At 71.1% G+C, this 18730-nt stretch carries 13 protein-coding genes and 2 pseudogenes; 3 read left to right on the top strand and 12 right to left on the bottom strand.

Features of this window, described 5'->3' with window-relative positions; genetic code table 11:
• Window positions 1-48: 48 nt before the first annotated feature.
• From QFZ64_RS34800 to dmpG, 3 genes are read left to right on the top strand one after another with little or no spacing between them, the layout of a single operon-like run.
• Window positions 49-915, top strand: a complete 867-nt coding sequence (locus tag QFZ64_RS34800) for a 2-keto-4-pentenoate hydratase (RefSeq protein WP_307071480.1) — start codon at window positions 49-51, stop codon at window positions 913-915.
• On the top strand, window positions 908-1855 hold the full coding sequence (locus QFZ64_RS34795) for an acetaldehyde dehydrogenase (acetylating) (protein WP_307071479.1): 948 nt from the start codon (window positions 908-910) through the stop codon (window positions 1853-1855). Before QFZ64_RS34800 ends, QFZ64_RS34795 begins: the two co-directional genes overlap by 8 nt.
• A complete protein-coding gene (gene dmpG, locus QFZ64_RS34790; RefSeq protein ID WP_307071477.1) occupies window positions 1855-2868 on the top strand; it encodes a 4-hydroxy-2-oxovalerate aldolase in 1014 nt (337 codons plus the stop codon). The genes QFZ64_RS34795 and dmpG overlap by 1 nt, the downstream gene beginning before the upstream one ends.
• A 282-nt stretch (window positions 2869-3150) precedes the next feature.
• Here the strand turns inward: dmpG and QFZ64_RS34785 are convergent.
• The 12 genes and pseudogenes from QFZ64_RS34785 to QFZ64_RS34725 all read right to left on the bottom strand — a co-directional run.
• Window positions 3151-3297, bottom strand: a pseudogene (locus QFZ64_RS34785) (DUF427 domain-containing protein); the annotation flags it as partial.
• Between the two features lie 144 nt (window positions 3298-3441).
• Window positions 3442-5655, bottom strand: coding sequence for a catalase/peroxidase HPI (gene katG / locus QFZ64_RS34780; RefSeq protein WP_307071475.1), 2214 nt, complete (start codon window positions 5653-5655; stop codon window positions 3442-3444).
• 101 nt (window positions 5656-5756) lie between these two features.
• Entirely contained in the window at window positions 5757-6461 is a 705-nt protein-coding gene (locus tag QFZ64_RS34775) for an MIP/aquaporin family protein (protein ID WP_307071474.1), read from the bottom strand.
• 800 nt (window positions 6462-7261) lie between these two features.
• Window positions 7262-7876, bottom strand: a pseudogene (locus QFZ64_RS34765) (glutamate-cysteine ligase family protein); the annotation flags it as partial.
• A gap of 16 nt (window positions 7877-7892) precedes the next feature.
• Window positions 7893-8693, bottom strand: a complete 801-nt coding sequence (locus QFZ64_RS34760) for a 3-hydroxybutyrate dehydrogenase (protein WP_307071473.1) — start codon at window positions 8691-8693, stop codon at window positions 7893-7895.
• Window positions 8690-9556 carry a VOC family protein gene (locus QFZ64_RS34755; RefSeq protein WP_307071472.1) on the bottom strand — a complete coding sequence of 289 codons (867 nt, stop codon included), beginning with the start codon at window positions 9554-9556 and terminating at the stop codon, window positions 8690-8692. Before QFZ64_RS34755 ends, QFZ64_RS34760 begins: the two co-directional genes overlap by 4 nt.
• 4 nt (window positions 9557-9560) lie before the next feature.
• Complete coding sequence (locus tag QFZ64_RS34750) at window positions 9561-10385, bottom strand: alpha/beta fold hydrolase (RefSeq protein ID WP_307071471.1); 825 nt, start codon at window positions 10383-10385, stop codon at window positions 9561-9563.
• Window positions 10386-10500: 115 nt separating this feature from the next.
• Entirely contained in the window at window positions 10501-11940 is a 1440-nt protein-coding gene (locus QFZ64_RS34745; protein ID WP_307071470.1) for an NAD(P)/FAD-dependent oxidoreductase, read from the bottom strand.
• A gap of 1 nt (window position 11941) precedes the next feature.
• On the bottom strand, window positions 11942-12499 hold the full coding sequence (locus QFZ64_RS34740) for a hypothetical protein (protein ID WP_307071469.1): 558 nt from the start codon (window positions 12497-12499) through the stop codon (window positions 11942-11944).
• 312 nt (window positions 12500-12811) lie between these two features.
• On the bottom strand, window positions 12812-14251 hold the full coding sequence (locus tag QFZ64_RS34735; RefSeq protein WP_307071468.1) for an aldehyde dehydrogenase: 1440 nt from the start codon (window positions 14249-14251) through the stop codon (window positions 12812-12814).
• Between the two features lie 22 nt (window positions 14252-14273).
• Window positions 14274-16598: a hydantoinase B/oxoprolinase family protein gene (locus tag QFZ64_RS34730; RefSeq protein WP_307071467.1), complete on the bottom strand. Its 2325-nt coding sequence runs from the start codon at window positions 16596-16598 to the stop codon at window positions 14274-14276.
• Between the two features lie 11 nt (window positions 16599-16609).
• Window positions 16610-18712, bottom strand: a complete 2103-nt coding sequence (locus QFZ64_RS34725; protein ID WP_307071466.1) for a hydantoinase/oxoprolinase family protein — start codon at window positions 18710-18712, stop codon at window positions 16610-16612.
• Window positions 18713-18730 lie beyond the last annotated feature (18 nt).

Below are 18730 nucleotides of genomic sequence, written 5' to 3'. Positions count from 1 at the left end.
CTCGCCCCTGTCCGGGGCGCTCGTCCATCCTCCGGGAGAACCCCTGCCGTGACCGAAGTGGCCGACATCCCCGTCCCCGTCCGCTACGTCGCCGATCTCCTGGCGGCCGCCGCCAGGAGCGGGCACCCCAGTCCCCCCGTCCGCGACCTGCTCGCCCCCGGCGACATCGACGCCGCCTACGCGGTCCAGCGCCTCAACACCGAGCGGGCGCTCTCGGCCGGCAGTCGGCTGGTGGGCCGGAAGATCGGGCTGACCTCGAGCGCCGTACAGCGCCAACTCGGCGTCGACCAGCCCGACTACGGAGCCCTGCTCTCCGACATGGCGGTGGACCAGGGCGGCGAGGTGCCCCCGGGACGGCTGCTCCAGCCGAAGGTGGAGGCGGAGGTGGCACTGATCCTGGCCGCCGGCCTGTCGGACGAGCGGTGCACGGTCGAGGACGTGGTGGCGGCCACCGGGTTCGCCGTACCCGCCCTGGAAATCGTGGACAGCCGTATCGCGGGCTGGGACATCTCCCTCATGGACACCGTCGCGGACAACGCGTCCTCGGGACTCTTCGTGCTCGGGGACGCACGTGTGCCCGTCGACGAGGTCGATCTGCGCACGGTGCGGATGACCATGTCCCGGAACGGCGACGTGGTCTCCGAGGGCACCGGCGCCGACTGCCTGGGAAGTCCGCTGGAGGCCGCCGTGTGGCTGGCCCGCACCCTCGCCCGCCTCGGCGATCCGCTCCGCGCGGGCGACATCGTGCTGACCGGGGCACTGGGGCCGATGGCCCCCGCCGCACCGGGGGACACGTTCGACGCCTCCGTCTCCGGCCTGGGCTCGGTGCGGGTCGGCTTCGCCCCTCGCTCCGCCGACGACTTTGCGGACGACTTTGCGGACGACTCCACCGGCGAAGGAGCGGCAGATGAGTGACCGCGTCAAGGTGGCCGTCCTCGGATCGGGCAACATAGGCACCGATCTGATGATCAAGATCCTGCGGCTGTCGGAGCAGCTGGAGATCGCCGCGATGGCCGGCATCGACCCGGACTCCGACGGGCTGGCCCGGGCGCGTCGGCTCAAGGTGGCCACCACACATGAGGGGCTCGACGGTCTGCTCGGCATGGACGAGTTCGCCGACGTGCAGTACGTCTTCGACGCGACCTCGGCGGGAGCCCACCGCCGCCATGACGCGGTGCTGCGGGGCAGGGGCCGGACGGTCGTCGACCTCACGCCGGCGGCGGTGGGCCCGTACGTGGTGCCGCCGGTCAACCTGGACGAGCATCTCGACGCGGACAACGTCAACATGGTCACCTGCGGGGGCCAGGCCACGATTCCGATCGTGGCCGCCGTCGGAGCGGTCACCCCCGTGCACTACGGCGAGATCGTCGCGTCGATCTCCTCCCGCTCCGCCGGCCCCGGCACCCGGGCCAACATCGACGAGTTCACCGAGACCACGTCCGCCGCCATCCAGGAGGTCGCAGGCGCCGCCCGGGGCAAGGCGATCATCGTCCTCAATCCGGCGGAGCCGCCGCTGATCATGCGGGACACCGTCCACTGCCTCGTGTCGGCCGCCGACACGGAGGCGATCACGGCGTCGGTCGAGGCGATGGTCGGCACGGTCCAGGCCTACGTTCCCGGCTACCGGCTCAAGCAGAAGGTGCAGTTCGGGTCCGTCGCCGGGGACGACCCGCTGCGGTCGCTCCTGCCGGACGGTATGGACGACACGCCCACGAAGGTGTCCGTCTTCCTGGAGGTCGAGGGAGCGGCGCACTACCTCCCCGCCTACGCCGGAAACCTGGACATCATGACCTCCGCGGCCCTGCGCACCGCCGAACGCATCGCCACCCACCGCGCGGACAAGGAAGCCCGCTGATGACCAGTCTGTACCTCCAGGACGTGACCCTCCGCGACGGCATGCACGCCGTTCGACACCGCTACACCGTCGCCCAGGCGCGGGAGATCGCGGCAGCCCTCGACGCCGCCGGTGTCGCGGCGATCGAGATCGCGCACGGCGACGGGCTCTCCGGTTCCTCGATCACGTACGGCGTGGGCGCGCACACCGACTGGGAGTGGATCGAGGCGGTCTGCGACGTCACCACGCGGGCCGTTCCGACGACCCTGCTGCTGCCCGGGATCGGCACGCTGCGCGATCTGCGCCAGGCACACCGGCTGGGGGTGCGGTCGGTGCGGATCGCCACGCACTGCACCGAGGCGGACATCTCCGCCCAGCACATCGCCGCGGCCCGTGGGATGGGCATGGACGTGTCGGGGTTCCTGATGATGTCCCACATGGCCGAGCCGGCCGAACTCGCCGGGCAGGCACGGCTGATGGAGTCCTACGGGGCCCAGTGCGTCTATGTCACCGACTCCGGCGGCCGGCTCACCATGGACGGTGTCCGCGACCGCTTCCGCGCGTACCGCGACGTGCTCGACCCCGCCACCCAGGTCGGCATCCACGCCCACCACAATCTGGGGCTGGGCGTCGCCAACAGCGTCGTCGCCGTCGAGGAGGGCGCGTACCGGGTCGACGCCTCCCTGGCGGGACAGGGCGCGGGGGCGGGCAACTGCCCGCTGGAGGCGTTCGTCGCCGTGGCCGACCTGATGGGCTGGGAGCACGGCTGCGATCTGTTCCCCCTCATGGACGCCGCCGACGACGTGGTCCGCCCCTTGCAGGACCGCGAGGTCCGCGTCGACCGCGAGACGCTCAGTCTCGGCTACGCCGGCGTGTACTCCAGTTTCCTGCGCCATGCCGAGGCCGCCGCGTCCCGCTACGGCCTCGACACCCGGGCGATCCTTGTGGAGGTGGGGCGGCGGGGCATGGTCGGCGGCCAGGAGGACATGATCACCGACATCGCCCTCGATCTCGCCGCCGCGGCCGGGAAATAACGGCTCTCCCCAGGCCGCAGCCGCAGCATGAACACGGACCGAGCGGGCTCGGGCTGCCGCCGGGTGCCACGCGGCGCGCCGTCCGGGCCGGACAGCGGTCGCAGCAGCGGTACGCCGTTCTCGACGGAGATCGCGTCGTACAGTGGGCGGCTCGCCCCGGTCGCCGCCCGTGTCCGAGCGCTTCGGTAGATGGGTGGGAACGCGGCAGCGGACCGGCCGGGACCCTTTCGTGAGTCCCCGAGCAGGTCAGGTGCGCCCCGCCCACCCTGGCGTACCGACTCCTCAGAACACCTGCACCTCGTAGAAGCAGAAATGCTCCTTGATCGCGTCCGCCTCCGGTTTCGGGCCGAGGTACGCCCGGGCGAGGTCGGCCGCGTCCGGCGGCGACCAGTACGATGCGTCGCCCTTGAAGGGACAGTCCGTACGCGTGGATTCTCATGCGGACGGCACAGCCCGGACAGCACAGCCCAGGCGGAGAACGGCACTTCACGGTTCTCCGCCACGGGTCACCGGCTCCGTCACCTCGGAGGAAGCGACGGAGCCGGCCCTGGTGGGCGGTGCGGTGCGGTGGGTTCAGACGAGGTCGAACCGGTCCAGGTTCATGACCTTGACCCACGCCTTGACGAAGTCCGTCACGAACTTCTCCTTGGCGTCGTCGCTCGCGTAGACCTCCGCGAGGGCGCGCAGCTCTGAGTGGGAGCCGAAGACGAGGTCGGCACGGGTGCCGGTCCACTTGACCGCGCCGGAGGCGTCACGGCCCTCGAACGTGTTCCGGTCCTCGGAGGTGGACTTCCACGTCGTGCCCGGGTCGAGCAGGTTGACGAAGAAGTCGTTGGTCAGGACGCCCGGCGTCCCGGTGAGCACGCCGTGCTTGGAACCGTCGTAGTTCGCGCCCAGGACACGCAGACCGCCGACCAGGGCGGTCATCTCGGGCGCGCTCAGGTCGAGCAGGTTCGCGCGGTCCAGCAGCAGATACTCGGCCGGAAGGCGGTTGCCCTTGCCGACATAGTTGCGGAAGCCGTCGTGTCGAGGCTCCAGCGCGGCGAACGACTCGGCGTCGGTGTGCGCGTCGGTCGCGTCGACACGGCCCGCCGCGAACGGCACCTCGACCGCGAACCCGGCGTCCTTGGCCGCCTTCTCCACGGCCGCGGTGCCGCCGAGGACGATCAGGTCGGCCACGGAAACCTTCCTGGCACCGGCGTTGAACTCGCCCTGGATGTTCTCCAGGACTCGCAGGACCTGCGCGAGATCGTCCGGGTTGTTGACCTCCCAGCCGCGCTGCGGCTCCAGGCGGACCCGGCCCCCGTTGGCGCCGCCGCGCTTGTCGGAGCCGCGAAACGTGGAGGCCGACGCCCAGGCCGCGCCGATCAGTTGCGGGACGGTCAGACCGGCGTCGAGGATCTTCACCTTGAGCGCCGTCACGTCGGCGGCATCGACGGCCTCGCCCCCTGCCTCGGGCAGCGGGTCCTGCCACAACAGCGTCTCCGTCGGGACCTCCGGTCCGAGGTACTGAGACTTCGGGCCCATGTCACGGTGGGTCAGCTTGTACCAGGCGCGGGCGAACGCGTCCGCGAACTCCTCCGGGTTCTCGTGGAACCGGCGGGAGATGGGCGCGTAGATCGGGTCGAAGCGCAGCGACAGGTCGGTGGTGAGCATCGTCGGGCGGTGCTTCTTCTCCGGGTCGAAGGCGTCCGGAACCGTCTCCGGGGCGTCCTTCGCCTCCCACTGGTTGGCTCCGGCCGGGCTCTGGACGAGCTCGTACTCGTACTCGAAAAGATTCTGGAAGAAGCCGTTGCTCCACCGGGTCGGAGTGGTGGTCCAGGTGACCTCCAGGCCGGACGTGATCGCGTCCTTGCCCACGCCCGTGCCGTGGGTGCTCCTCCAGCCGAGGCCCATCTGCTCCACCACAGCCGCCTCGGGGTCGTCGCCGACACTGTCCGCCGGGCCCGCGCCGTGGGTCTTGCCGAAGGTGTGGCCACCGGCGATGAGGGCGACGGTCTCCTCGTCGTTCATCGCCATCCGGCGGAAGGTCTCGCGGATGTCGCGGGCCGCGGCGATCGGGTCCGGGTTGCCGCCCGGGCCCTCGGGGTTGACGTAGATGAGGCCCATCTGGACGGCGCCGAGCGGATTCTCCAGCTCACGGTCACCGGAGTGACGCCTGTCGTCCAGCCAGGTGGTCTCGGGACCCCAGTAGACGTCCTCCTCTGCCTCCCAGACGTCCTCGCGGCCGCCGCCGAAGCCGAAGGTTGCGAGGCCCATCTGCTCCAGCGCGACGTTGCCGGTGAGCACCATGAGGTCGGCCCAGGAGATGCTCCGGCCGTACTTCTTCTTCACCGGCCACAGCAGCCGGCGGGCCTTGTCCAGGTTGGCGTTGTCCGGCCAACTGTTGAGCGGGGCGAAGCGCTGCTGGCCGGAGCCGGCGCCGCCGCGGCCGTCGCTGATCCGGTAGGTGCCCGCGCTGTGCCATGCCATGCGGATCATCAGCGGGCCGTAGTGGCCGAAGTCGGCCGGCCACCAGTCCTGCGAGCTGGTGAGCACCTCGGCGATGTCCTGTTTCACGGCCGCGAGGTCGAGGGCCCGGAAGGCCGAGGCGTAGTCGAAGTCCTTGCCGAGCGGGTTCGCCACGGCGGGGTTCTTGGCGAGGATCTTCAGGTTCAGCCGCTTCGGCCACCACTGGCGGTTGCCGCCACCCTGCGTGGGATGCGCGGCACGCTGGTGCGCGACCGGGCACCCGCCGGTGCCGTCCGCCTTGGGGTCGGTCACGATTGCATCGGGGTTCTCAGACATGACAGTCCTTCCGAACTGGGGGGATCAGGAGGCTGGAGCGGGGGCTTCGACGGAGCAGACGGAACACAGGCCCCGTGATCTCCGCTCGAGGTCCGCGGACCTCACGTCTGAGCGGTGGCTCCCGTGTCCACCGCGTCGACACCGTGCACCACTGTGTCCGGCGCCGTCCGTGACGCGGCACGCTCATGCGGGTTGAGCGTGAGGAAGACAAGACCGGCGAGCGCACCACCGACACCCTGAGCGATGAGGTAGACCCAGAGGGAGGACCAGGCGAAAAGGCCGGCCACGGAACCCCCCACAGCCACAGCCGGGTTGAAGGCTCCGCCGGATATGCCCCCTACCGCTACCGCGCCCGCGAGGACGGTGAAACCGATGGCCAGGCCGTAGAAGGAGTTCTGCGGGTGGTCACTGCTGGTGGCGACGTTGAGAACCACGTAGACGAGCATGAAGGTGAGAAGTACCTCCACCACGAGCGCCGCCGCGAGTTGATGGCCGGACAGGGAGACGGCCGAGACCTCATCCGGGTCGACGGCCCAGCGGCCGAGCAGTCCTCCACCTGTCCCACCCGCTACCTGTGCCACCACATAGGCCATCGCCTCGGCTCCGCCGATGCGTCCGCGCACGAAGACGCCGAGCGTGACAGCCGGGTTGAAGTGAGCACCCGAGACATGGCCTCCGGCGTACACCATCACCATGAGGGCCGCACCGATCGCCAAGGGGGCGAGGGCGGCCTTGGTCAACACCGCAGCGGTAATGGTGAAGACCAGGAATAACGCACCGATGAATTCAGCTGCCGGTTTACGCAAAACTCTCTCCTTCGAGGGCTGAGTCCTACCTGGAATACGTGTCGTGCATCCTGGATGTCGCGGTGCACAAGACGGTTCGAGAAATGCACAGCGATCCGTGACGCTCGGGCATCGGCTGCGAGCAACACCCTAGGGAGGACCGGAGGGTTTCCCACCGGCCGAGCTCTTACGAAACGCTGACATCGTTGCCTTACCGGGGCGGCGGGTTGGCGGCAGGTAGGTCGGCCAGGCCCCGGTCACGTGGAACCTCAGTCCAGCTCCGGTGGCAATGACTGCCTGCTCAAGAGAGGGGATCCCCCGCCACGCCATGCCGCGTGTCAGGCGGTATTTCCCACTCGACCTCCGTGAGCAGGCGAAGCCCGGGCCATCGAGCTCAGGCATCCCGCCTTCGTCGGCAGTGTCCCGTCGAACGCTGATTCCCGCAGCGCGTCCGGAGCCCGCCCACGTACCTCGGCCGCTACCGGCGGGCCTGGCCGGGGCGAGCAACGGCAGACCGGTTCTTTCGGAACGCGGGTGCTCGAACGCGTCGTGCAGGCTGCCGCTCTCGGGTCGTATCGCCTCCTGCGACGACGCGCGGCAGCCAGTGCTCGCCCTGGTCGGCGATGTGCGAGATCCCACACCGAGGGGACATCAGCGGTGACACCGGAGTGGACAGCTCGGGGCCTTCCGCGCAACCGGTCAGCAAGGGGGTGCGTTCGCGGACCCGTGACGAGCGTGAGGAGCGCCACGCTCACGCCGGGTCTTGGCGTCTGTGGACACCTCACCCACGGCTGTGGTGCAGGTGGCGTCGGTAGAACGGTTCATCGGCCGTTCTTCTCGTTGAGCGGGCCGGGGCCGGTGGCGCCCGGCGTGACCGGCATGTCGTCGGCGGGGCAGCGGCCCACGACACGGGGCGCTCCAGGAGAACTCGGTCGCAGCGTCCGTGACCAGGTTCTTGGCGCCGAGCCGGGGCAGGTCGTCGAGTGCGGTGGTGACGCAGATGACGGCCGCCCGACGCAACTCGGGATCGGTGAGCCCGTCGCGGGCCGCGACCTCGTACAGGGAATTGTTCGGGCGCCTGCCGACCGGGCGTGCGCTCGGCGAACGGCTCGACAGGCGGTTTCGGTGGCCTCGCGGTCGTCGAACAGCGCGGCCGTCACCGCGAGGGGCACGATCCAGCCGTCACCGCCGGGCTGCGCGTCGATCACGCGCAACTCCAGGTGGCCGCGCGGCCGAACGGGCGGGAAGGTGGATCGCCGGCCGGTGAGCCGCTTCTCGGCCATCGGAGAGTTCGCGAACGATGCGAGCAGGACGGCCCCCAGGTGATGTGCCGGCCACCTACGACGTACGTGACCGAGGGGTTCCCCCTCTTTGTACCCGGCGTCCACGCACACGTGCACCGACACGGAACCGCACATCATGTGGCGGCCCACCGGCCGAGGCACGTGGCCGTCAGGACGCGCTCCACCCGCCGTCGAGCGTCAGCTCGGACCCCGTGAAGGACGCCGCCTGCGGTGAGCACAGGAACGCCACCGCGTCGGCGACCTCCTCGGGCTCGATCAGACGCTTGACCGCGGACCGGGTCAGCAGCACCTCCGAGAGGACCTGTCCGGCGTCCAGTCCGTGCAGGGCCGCCTGGTCCGCCAACTGCTTCTCCACCAAGGGGGTGCGCACGTAACCCGGGCACACGCAGTTGCTGGTGACGCCCTTGGCGGCGCCCTCCAGCGCGATGACCTTCGACAGCCCGAGCAGACCGTGCTTGGCACTGACGTAGGCGGACTTGTAGGCGCTGGCTCTCAGGCCGTGGACGCTGGAGATGTGGACGATCCGTCCCCAGCCCCGCGCGTACATGCCGGGCAGCACGGCGCGGCTGAGCAGGAACGGTGCCTCCAGCATCAGCCGCAGCATGAAGGAGAACCGTTCGGGCTCGAACTCCTCGACGGGCGCCACATGTTGGACACCGGCGTTGTTCACCAGGATGTCCGCGCCCAGAGCCGGCCCGGCCAGTTCGGTGGTCCGGCTGAGGTCGAGCACGAGCGGTTCGCCGCCGATCAGCCCGGCGGTGCTCTCCGCTCCCTCGGCGTCGATGTCGCAGGCGACGACGTGGGCGCCGAGTTCCGCGAGCCGGAACGCGACGGCCCGGCCGATCCCGCTCGCCGCGCCCGTGACGAGCGCGCGGCGGCCGGAGAGGTCGGGGCCGGGGGCGGGACCGATGACGGGGCCGTCGGCAGGGCCGTTGGCGGGGCCGGTCATGACGCCGGGGAGGCGAACGGATTGGCGTGGGTGTGGTGGTGTCCCCAGACGTCGGAGACACCGAAGTCGTGCGGAACCCAGTCCTCCCCCACCTCTATCCCGCCGCAGCCGATCTCCAGGTGGAAACCGCTGGGGTTCCGCACGTAGAACGAGATCGCCTTGTCGTTCATGTGCCGGCCCAGGCTGATGGAGATGGGCGCGCCGTTGGCCTTGGCGCGGTCGTACGCGCGCCCGACGTCGTCGATCGAACCGTGCTCGAACTCCAGGTGGTGGATCGAGGGCGTGTCGGCGTCGGCGAGCGCGATGCTGTGGTGCGCCGCGTTGCAGCGGAGGAAGTACAGCCCGGGGGCACGGTAGTCGGTCAGTCTGAACTCCAGGACGGACTCGTAGAGTTCACGCAGCTCGGCGAGCCGGGGACTGGCCAGCACGAAGTGGCCGAGGCCGGTGGTGCCGGGCATACCGTCGGGCCGGGCGACGCCGGTGCGTGCCTTGGCCTCGCCGACCGCCAGTTCCACCCGGTGGCCGACGGGGTCGGTGAACCAGCGCAGGAGTGTGGCCCCGCGCAGTTCCGTCTCCTGCGCCGAGCCGTCCTGGACGGTGCGGCCCGAGTCGGTGAGCCGGCCGGTGAGCCGGTCCAGCTCGCGCGGGGTGTCGACGATCCAGCCGAGGTGCCGTGGGGAGTCCTCCGTGGACGGGTAGAGGGCCAGCCGGTACTTGAACTCGTCCAGTTCGGCGAGTGCGATCTCCTGTGTGCCGGACTTCGCCGGGGTGACTCCGATGCCCAGCGTGCGCCCGAGCAGGTCGGTCCAGGCCTCGGCGTCCGAGACGTTCAGCCCGACGTAGCCCAGTTTGCGGATACCCACGGTCTCATCCCTCCGCCGCGGCGGCCGCGCCGCCCTGCAGGAACTCTCGGACGATGTGGTTGAACTCCGGTGCGCGCTCGTACTGCACCCAGTGCCGGCAGTGGGGAAGGACGCGGAGCTCCGCGTCGGGGATGCCCGCGAGGAGCGTGGAAGCCCAGGTGAGCGGGACGGTCTGGTCCTCGCGCCCCCAGACGAGCAGGGTGGGGGCGGCGATGAGCGGCAGGTCGGGGGTCAGATCCCCGAAGTTCGGCGGGATCGGCAGCTCCGGGTGGGCGCGCAGGCTCGCCTCGTACCGCTCGTCGATGAGGGCTTCGGTCGCCAGCGTCTCGTCGTACACCATCAGCCGTACGAACTCGGCCATCGCCTCGCGCGACGGCTTCTGGGCGGCCATGTAGGCGAAGAGCCGGTCGAGGCCGACGGGCCACGGCGGCGCGTCCGCCGGGAGGACCCCGCCCGGGGCCATGAGGACCAGCCGGTCCACGAGGTCGGGGTGGCGCGTCGCGAGGCGCATCGCGACGGCGCCACCGTAGGAGTTGCCCACCAGGTGGGCGCGCTCGATCCCCAGCGCCGTCATCGCCCGGCGCACCCGCTCCGCCGCGTGGAAGATCAGCGGTTCGTCCGGGGCGGGCCGCGGGGAGTTCCCCCAGCCGGGGAGGTCCAGCACGATGTTGCGGTGGTCCTGGAAAGCCGCCAGGTTGCCCCCGAAGTTGCTCATGCCCGTCGCGCCCGGGCCCGAGCCGTGCAGCCAGACGACCGGACTGCCCGAGCCGACGTCGGTGAAGGCCAGCCGGGTGTCCCCGACGTCCACCGTGTCCGCCGTGTTCGTCATGTCGGCCCCCTCTCTGTATGTAGCGCTCACTATACAAGTCTGTGCGGCACTCGCACCTGCTGTCAAGCGCCGCGAAAACCCCCTGCCCGCACGGGAGCAGGGGGCGCCGCGCGGGTCATCGGCCGTAGGCCTCCAGCAGCCGCAGCCACACCTCGCTGACCGTGGGGAACGCCGGAACCGCGTGCCACAGCCGGTCCAGCGGCACCTCCCCCACCACCGCGATGGTCGCCGCGTGCAGCAGTTCCGCCACGTCCGGGCCGACCAGGGTGAATCCGACGATCACCTTGCGGTCCTCGTCGACGACCATCCGCGCCCGGCCGTGATATCCCTCCGCGTGCAGGGAGGAGCCGGCGAGGGCGGCCAGGTCGTGGTCGACGACCCGGATGCGCAGCCCGGCGGCCTCGGCGGCGGCGGCCGTCAGCCCGACGGACGCGACCTCGGGGTCGGTGAAGACCACCTGCGGTACGGCGCGCTCGTCGGAGGTGGCCACGTGCCGGCCCCACCGACCCCGCTCGACCGGTTCGTCCTTCGCCCGGGCCACGATGACGTCGCCCACGGCGCGGGCCTGATACTTGCCCTGATGAGTCAGCAGCACGCGGCGGTTGACGTCTCCGGCGGCGTACAGCCACCCGCCGTCGAGCGGTGTGCCGTCCTCCCCGGTCACCCGCAGGGTGTCGTCGACGGTGAGCCAGGCACCGGGTGTCAGTCCGACCGTGTCCAGGCCGATGTCCCGCGTGTTCGGCGTGCGGCCGACCGCGACGAGCACTTCGTCGGCCTCCACCTGCTCACCGTCGGTGAGCGTGAGGGACACCGTCCCGTCGTCGGCCCGCTTCACCGAGACGGCCTCGGCGCCGAGGCGGACCGACACACCGCTCTCCCGCAGCGACTCGACGACGTGCTCGCCGGCGAACGGCTCCGCCGACGGGAGCACCCCGTCCCGCGCCAGCACCGTCACCGAGGCGCCCAGCGCGGCGAACGCGGTGGCCATCTCCGAGGCGACCACGCCACCGCCGATGACGGCGAGCCGTCCGGGCACCGCACTCGTCGCGGCCGCTTCGCGGCTGGTCCAGGGACGGGCCCGGCGCAGCCCCTCGACGTCCGGGACCAGGGCGCCGCTCCCGGTCGCGACGACGACCGCGCAGCGCGCGTTCAGTGTGGTCGTGGTGCCGTCCTCGCCGGTCACCTCGACGACCCGGGCGGAGCTGATCCTCCCGTGTCCGCGGTACAGCGGGACGCCCACCTGTTCGAGCCACGCCGCCTGCCCGTCGTCCTTCCAGTGCGAGGCCAAGGAGTCGCGGCGCCGCAGCACGGCGACCACGTCGAGGTCGCCGGTCACCGCCTCGCGGGCGCCGGGCACCTGGCGGGCCGCGCGGAGCGCGGCCCCGCCGCGCAGCAGGGCCTTGGTCGGCATGCAGGCCCAGTATGAGCACTCGCCCCCGACCAGTTCGCGCTCGACGACGGCCGCGCTCAGGCCGCCCTGTGCCACCCGGTCGGCGACGTTCTCCCCGACCGGGCCCGCGCCGATGACGACGACGTCGTAGGTGTGGGTGCTCATGTCAGCCTTCCTTGCGGGAGCGGCCGAGACGCAGCGCCGAGACGAGGAAGAAGATGCCGCCGAGAACGGCGTAGCCGGCCACACCGCTGAGCTTCGGGTCCGACCCGGAGGCGCTCGCCACGAAGTTGCCGCCGGCCAGTACGGAGATGCCGCCGCTGAGGATCATCGGCCACTGGCCCCCCATCGCGCGGCGCCCGACGCCGACGATGAGCTGGACGACTCCCGAGACGATCGCCCAGGCTCCCCACACCCGCAGGACCGCCGGCACACCGGAGGCGCCGGCGACGGCGAGGCCCACGGCGGCGACGAGGCTGATGGCCATGTTCACCTGGAGGCTGCGGACCTGCTCGTTGGTGTCGGACGAGCGGGCGTCCCACACCGCTGCGGCGACGTCGAAGAGCGGGTAGACGACGACCAGGGCGACGCCGAACGCGCCGAGTTCGGACTTGGTGGCGAACACCAGGGCCGCCCAGACGACGGCGAAGGCGAACCGCACGAAGTACAGCCGGCGCAGAGCCGGAGCGATGCTTCCGGCGGCGGGAGTGTCAACGGTGGTCACGATGATCCTTTCGGGGTTGTGTTCTCGGGGCTGTGGCGAGGCCACAGGTGCGATTCAGCGGGTGGCACGTCCGTCCGGCTCCGGGAGGCGGCCGCGGAACGGGCCATGAGAACCGCCGGTGTTGATACCGAACGTTCTACCTTGGTCCAGCATGGCGACTCCGCCGACCCCTGTCAAGACCGAACGTTCTACCTTGCACAACGCGATCCGCGAGAACACGGCTCCCGGTCACCGCGGAACAGCCCGCGACGACCGGGAGCGCCGACGGCATCCGGGCACGACGGGGCGAGCCCGCCGTTCCCGTCGTGGTCGTCACCGGTAGATCGACTTCACCTGCTGGTAGTTGAACACCGCCTCCGGCCCGAACTCCCGGCCCAGCCCGCTCGCCTTGACCCCGCCGAACGGCGCCGCCGGGTCGACCGTGTAGTGGTTCAGCCCGACCGTCCCGGTGTGCATACGACGGGCGACGCGCAGGGCGCGTTCGTCGTCGTCCGTCCACACGGTGCCGCCGAGGCCGTACTCCGAGTCGTTCGCGAGGCGCACGGCGTCGTCCTCGTCGGTGTACGGAATGACGGCCAGTACCGGACCGAAGATCTCCTCACGGGCGATGACCTGGGTGTTGTCCACGTCGGCGAACACGGTGGGCGTGACGTAGTAGCCCTTCTCGAGGCTCGGCCGGGTGCCGCCGACGACCAGCCGGGCGCCTTCCGACCTGCCCTTCTCGATGTACCCCTCGACCCGGTCGCGCTGACGCGCGCTCGCCATCGGCCCGACCTGCGTGGTGGGGTCCAGGGGATCGCCGACGGTGAGGCCGCCGACCAGGGAGGCCACCGCGTCCACGACCTCGTCGTACCGGCTCCGCGGCGCCAGGATGCGGGTGCTGGCGAAGCATGCCTGACCGTTCGCCAGGAGCGTGGCCCGGACGAACGGTTCGGACATCGCCGTCGCGAGGTCGACGTCGTCGAGGATGACGGCGGCCGACTTGCCCCCGAGCTCCAGCGTGACCGGACGCAGCAGGGCGCCGCAGGTCGCGGCGATCCGCCGGCCCGCCGCTGTGGAACCGGTGAAGGCCACCTTGTCGACATCGGGGTGGGAGACGAGGTACGCGCCGGCCTCGCGGCCCGCCGGCACGACATTGACGACGCCCGGCGGCAGCCCCGCCTCCTCGACCGCCTCCGCGAAGAGCACCGAGTCGAGCACGGTCTCCGGCGACGGCTTCAGCACAAAGGTGCACCCCGCGGCCAGGCCGGGCGCGTACTTCGTCGCGGACAGGAGCTGCGGTGCGTTCCACGGCACGATCGCCGCCACCACGCCGAGGGGTTCCCGGCGGACATGGACGGGCGCGCCGAGCATGCCGTCGCGGACGCTCTCGCCCGGCTCGTCGCGGACGAGGTCGGCGTAGTAGCGCAGCAGGACGCCCGGGAGCGCGCCCTCGACCTGTTCGGAGAGTCCGATCGTCATGCCGTTCTGGGCGCTGACGAGGTGGGTGATGTCCTTGACCCGCCGTTCGAGTGCGTCGGCGAGGCGGTGCAGGGCTTCCGCCCGCCGCGCCGGCTCCCAGTGGGCCCATCCGTCCGGATCGTCGAAGGCGGCCCGGGCGGCGGCCACGGCCGCGTCCATGTCCTTCTCCGTGCCCGCCGGGACGCTGCCGAGGATCTCCTCGGTGCTCGCGCCGAGGACCGTGATGCGCTCGCCGGATGCGGGGGTCACCCACCGGCCGCCGATGAAGAGCGCATCGTGGTGCGGATTCATGGCGTCTCCTTCGACGGGCGGTTCACGCCCAGCCCTTGTAGTGGTCGGCCGGGAGGGGGTGGTCGACGGGCACGACACGGGAGTTGACCGCGGTCAGGCAGCCGGGACAGCAGAGCTGCCGGAAGACGACCTCCGCGTCGACGTACTCCGACGGGTCGTGCCAGATGTGCGGCCCGGCCTCCGTCGGCGCCGAGTCGAGACGGGCCAGCGACCGGACGTACGCGCCGTCGGCCGGCGGGCCGATCTCGGTGGCGCAGTGGACGCACACCACCGTCCCGCCGCCGGCGGACTCCCGGACGGCGAGGTTGTCGTCGAGCCTGCGGGCGTCGCCGAGGTCATGGGTGCCCAGCGGCTTGAGGCGGGTGTCGGCCAGTCCGGCGCCGGCGGCGCGACGGTGGCGCATTTTCCGGCGGAGCTCACCGGACGCCGTCGGGTCCACCGTGCCGTCCTCGCGCAGTACGACACCGTAGACGTCCCGCGCGGCGTCCGCCGACACGCGCACCATCAGCACGTCCTCGCGGACGCTGTCGGGCTCGCGCAGCAGCGGGTCGCCGTAGCCGCCGCCGGCCTGCCAGTGCAGGTAGAGCGCGTCACCGGCGCCGAGGGTGGACTCCCCCTCGCAGGGCAGTACCTCGATCTCCCCGCCGAGCCCGTCGAGGTCCGCGGGGATCGCCGTCGCCCCGGCGAGCCGGGGCACGTCGATGCCGCGCACCACGAGGTCGAGCTGCGAGTTGCCCGGGTAGCCGCCGGCCAGTCCGACGTTCTGGTTGGCGACCTTGCCGGTGCCCGAGACGACCAGCGACATCGTGCCCGTCTGGTCCGGGTGCTGCACGTAGCAGACCGAGCCGCTCATCCCGCCGCGCTGCCGGCCCGGGCCGCCGGAGTCGGTCTGCTCACGCCGCCACAGGGCGACGAGGGGGTAGAGGTACTCGGTCATCTCCACGTCGGGGGCCCGGGCGGAGGGGATGATGAGCCGGCCGCCGGTGTCGACGCCGTCGTGGTGCACCTGGGCCCCGTAGCCGCCGGCCATGACGTCGAAGACGGGGGACACGAAACCTTTGTGCGCGCCGCCGCGGACGTCGACGCCGGAGACCACGCAGAGGTCGGTGGTGCCGTTGCAGATGGACTGCACGTCGGCGCGGTGGTCGGGTTCGGCGTCCAGCATCCTGGCGAGCACCTCGGCGACGAGGTTGCCCGATCCCCAGGCAGGCCCGAAGGGGCCCTTGCCCACGGCCGCGGGGAAGGAGGCGTTGGTGATCGTGTTCTCGTCGGTGACGATCTCGAAGCAGCGCATCAACCCGCCCGCCGCCCAGGGGATGTCGCCGGCCAGGAGGGGCAGCATCGTGAAGACGATGCCGGCCCGCAGGCCCGGGTAGGGGCAGTTGATGACGCCGGTCTGCTCGGCGGTTCCGCGGAAGTCGAAGACGAGCCGGTCGGCCTCCTTGGTCATCGTGACCTTGATGGCGTGCAGGCCGCGGTCGCCTGTCCCCGACTGCTCCTGGTAGCCGACGGCGCTCCACGTCCCGTCGGGCAGGGTTTCCAGCTTGGCCCGCAGCCGGCGTTCGGCGTCGTCCATCATCCGGCGCATCACGGCCTTGACGGTGTCGGCACCGTACTTGGTGATGAGCCGCAGGATCTGTTCGGCGGCGTTCTTGTTCGCGGCGATCTTGGCGCGCAGGTCGAGGCCCACCAGATGGGGAAGGCGCGACCTGCGGACCCACGCGTCGGCGACGTCGCGTTGCAGCACCCCGCCCCGGACGACCTTGATCGGCGGCGTGGGGACGGCTTCGCCGAAGACGTCCTGGGCCGAGGGGCTGAACGAGCCGGGCCGCGGGCCGCCGAGGTCGACCTGGTGGGCGATGGCCGTCGTCCAGCCGAAGAGCTTGCCGTCGTGGAAGACCGGGGCGAGGATCGCGGCGTCGTTCTGGTGCAGTCCGCCGCCGATCCACGGGTCGTTGCAGAGGAACATGTCGCCCTCTTCGATCCCCGGGTTGTCGCTGCGCTTGCGCAGCGTCCAGACGACGGCCAGGTCCATCGAGCCGATGAGGCCCACGTTGTAGGCGCCGACCTGGACCTGTTCGCCGAGTTCGTCGCAGATGGAGAAGTTGAAGTCGTTGGACTCGGTGACGACGTGCGAGCCCGACATCCGGCGCAGCGTCTCGCCCATCTCCTGAGTGATGGCCCACAGCCGGTGCCGCACCACCTCGTAGGTCAGTGCGTCGACGCGGTCGGCCGTCTCGTCGTCGATCTGGTGCAAGGGAAGACCGGGCGAGATCTGCCGCAGCAGTTCCTCGCGGGGCAGGGGGCGGCTGGTGTACTCGTCCGCCCCGGGGATCTGGGATGTCATGGGAGCTGTCCTCACTGGTAGCGCAGCACGAGGTTGCCGAGGTGGTCGACGCGGCCGGTGACCCCGGCGGGGACCACGACCACCGTGGTCGGGACATCGACGATCGCCGGTCCGACGAGCTCGTGGCCGGCCCGGAGCCGGGCGTAGTCGTAGACGGGGGTGGGCACATAGCCGGTCCGTGAGTCGAGGCAGACGTCGCGTTCCCCGAGGAGGGCCTCGGCCGGGTCGGGGCCGTCGGCCACGGGCGCGACCGGCAGTGTCACGGGGAAGCCGAGACCGGCCTTGGCCCGCACGCGGTAGGTGATCGCCTGCACACCGGCCTCGCGGTAGCCGGCGCCGCTGCCGTTGACGCGTTCGTAGCGCTCCTCGAAGCGCCGGAGAATCTCGGCACCGGTGTGCTCGGTGAACTCGGTGTCCGGTACGGCCGTCGAGAGTTCGGTGACCTGCATCGAGTAGCGCAGGTCGATCTCCCGTTGCAGCGTGACGTCCTGGAACGTCACCTGCTGCCGGTCGAGCGCGCGCCACAGATCGGCTTCGAGACGGGCGTAGTGCGCTTCGAGGACCGTGTGGTCGACCGGGAAGGAGGAGGGGTCGGAGAGTTCGGCGCTCATGATGACGTCCGAGGCGGCGAGTCCGTAGGCCGAGAAGGCGGAGGCGACGGGGCCGAGGGGGACGACGACCTCGCTGACCCCGAGATCCTGGCAGTAGCCGGCGCAGTGGGCGGGCCCGGCACCGCCGAAGGCGTAGACGACGAAGTCGCGGGGGTCGTAGCCGGCCTGCACGACGGCCCGGCGCAGCAGGTCGCCCGCCTGGGCGTTCTGCACCTCGTGGATGGCGACGGCGGCTTCTTCCACGGTGAGGCCGAGCGGCTCGGCCACGTGGGTGCGGATCGCCTCCCGTGCCAGGTCCATTCGCAGCGGTTTCCGGCCGCCGAGCAGACCGTGCGGGCTGAGGATGCCGAGGACCAGGTTGGCGTCGGTGTTCGTCGGGTGGGTGCCCCCGTTGCCGTAGCAGGCGGGGCCGGGGACGGCCTCGGCGCTTCGCGGACCCAGGCGCAGGTTCCCGCCGGCGTCCACCGAGGCGAGTGCCCCGCCGCCGGAGCCGATGGTGTGCACGTGGATGGTCGCCGCGTTGATGGGGAACTGGTTGACGACGGAGCCCGGTGCCATGACCGGCTCTCCGTCGACGATGAGCCCGGCGAGGAAGGTGGTGCCGCCGACGTCGGTGGTGATGACGTTGCGATGCCCCAGTTGCCCGGCCAGGCGCATGCCGCCGATGACGCCGCCGGACAGGACGGAACCGACCGTGGTGATGGCGTGTTCCGGTGCGCGGTCGGCGGTGATGGTGCCGCCCTCGCTCTGCATGACCAGCAGGGGCCCCTTGAGGCCGCCCTCCTCCAACTGCTTCTGCAGCGGCAGGAGATAGGTGCGCAGCCGCGGGCCCACCTGGGCGTTCATGATCGTGGTGGAGGTTCTCGCGAACTCGCGGATGCGCGGGCTGACCTCGGACGAGAGGGTGACGTACAGGTCCGGGGCGATCTCGTGGATCAGCTCGCGGACGCGTTGTTCGTGCGCGTCGTTCTTGAACGACCACAGCAGGCAGACCGCGATCGCCTCGACGCCCTGGTCGACGAGGGACCGCGTGACCTCGCGGACCTCGTCCTCGTCGAGGGGGACCAGGATCTTCCCGGCGTGGTCGACGCGCTCGGTGACTTCGAGGGCCCGGTACTTCGGGATCAGCGGTGCGGGTTTGCGCTGCCGGAGGGTGTCCTGGATCTCGTGGGCCGACCGGCCGAGGGTGCGGCCCTCGGCGTTCATGATGTAGATGGCGTCGCGGTGTCCCTTCGTGGCGATGAGCCCCACGTCGGCCACCTGGCCCTGGACCAGGGCGTTGATCGAGGCGGTCGTGCCGTGGGCGATGTAGTCGGTCCGCGAGAGCAGTTCGCCGACGTCGATGCCCAGCTCGCCCGCGATGTCCTCGATCGCGCGCATGACACCGACCTCACGGTGCGGCGGCGTCGTCGGTGTCTTGGCCGACACGATCCGGCCGGCGCCGTCGGAGGCGACCGCGTCGGTGAACGTGCCACCGACGTCGATGCCCAGTGCGTATGACATGTACCTTCTCCTGTTGCT

It is taken from the genome of Streptomyces sp. B3I8, assembly GCF_030816915.1.
Lineage (GTDB): Bacteria > Actinomycetota > Actinomycetes > Streptomycetales > Streptomycetaceae > Streptomyces.
This window is presented reverse-complemented; position numbering and strand designations above follow the sequence as displayed.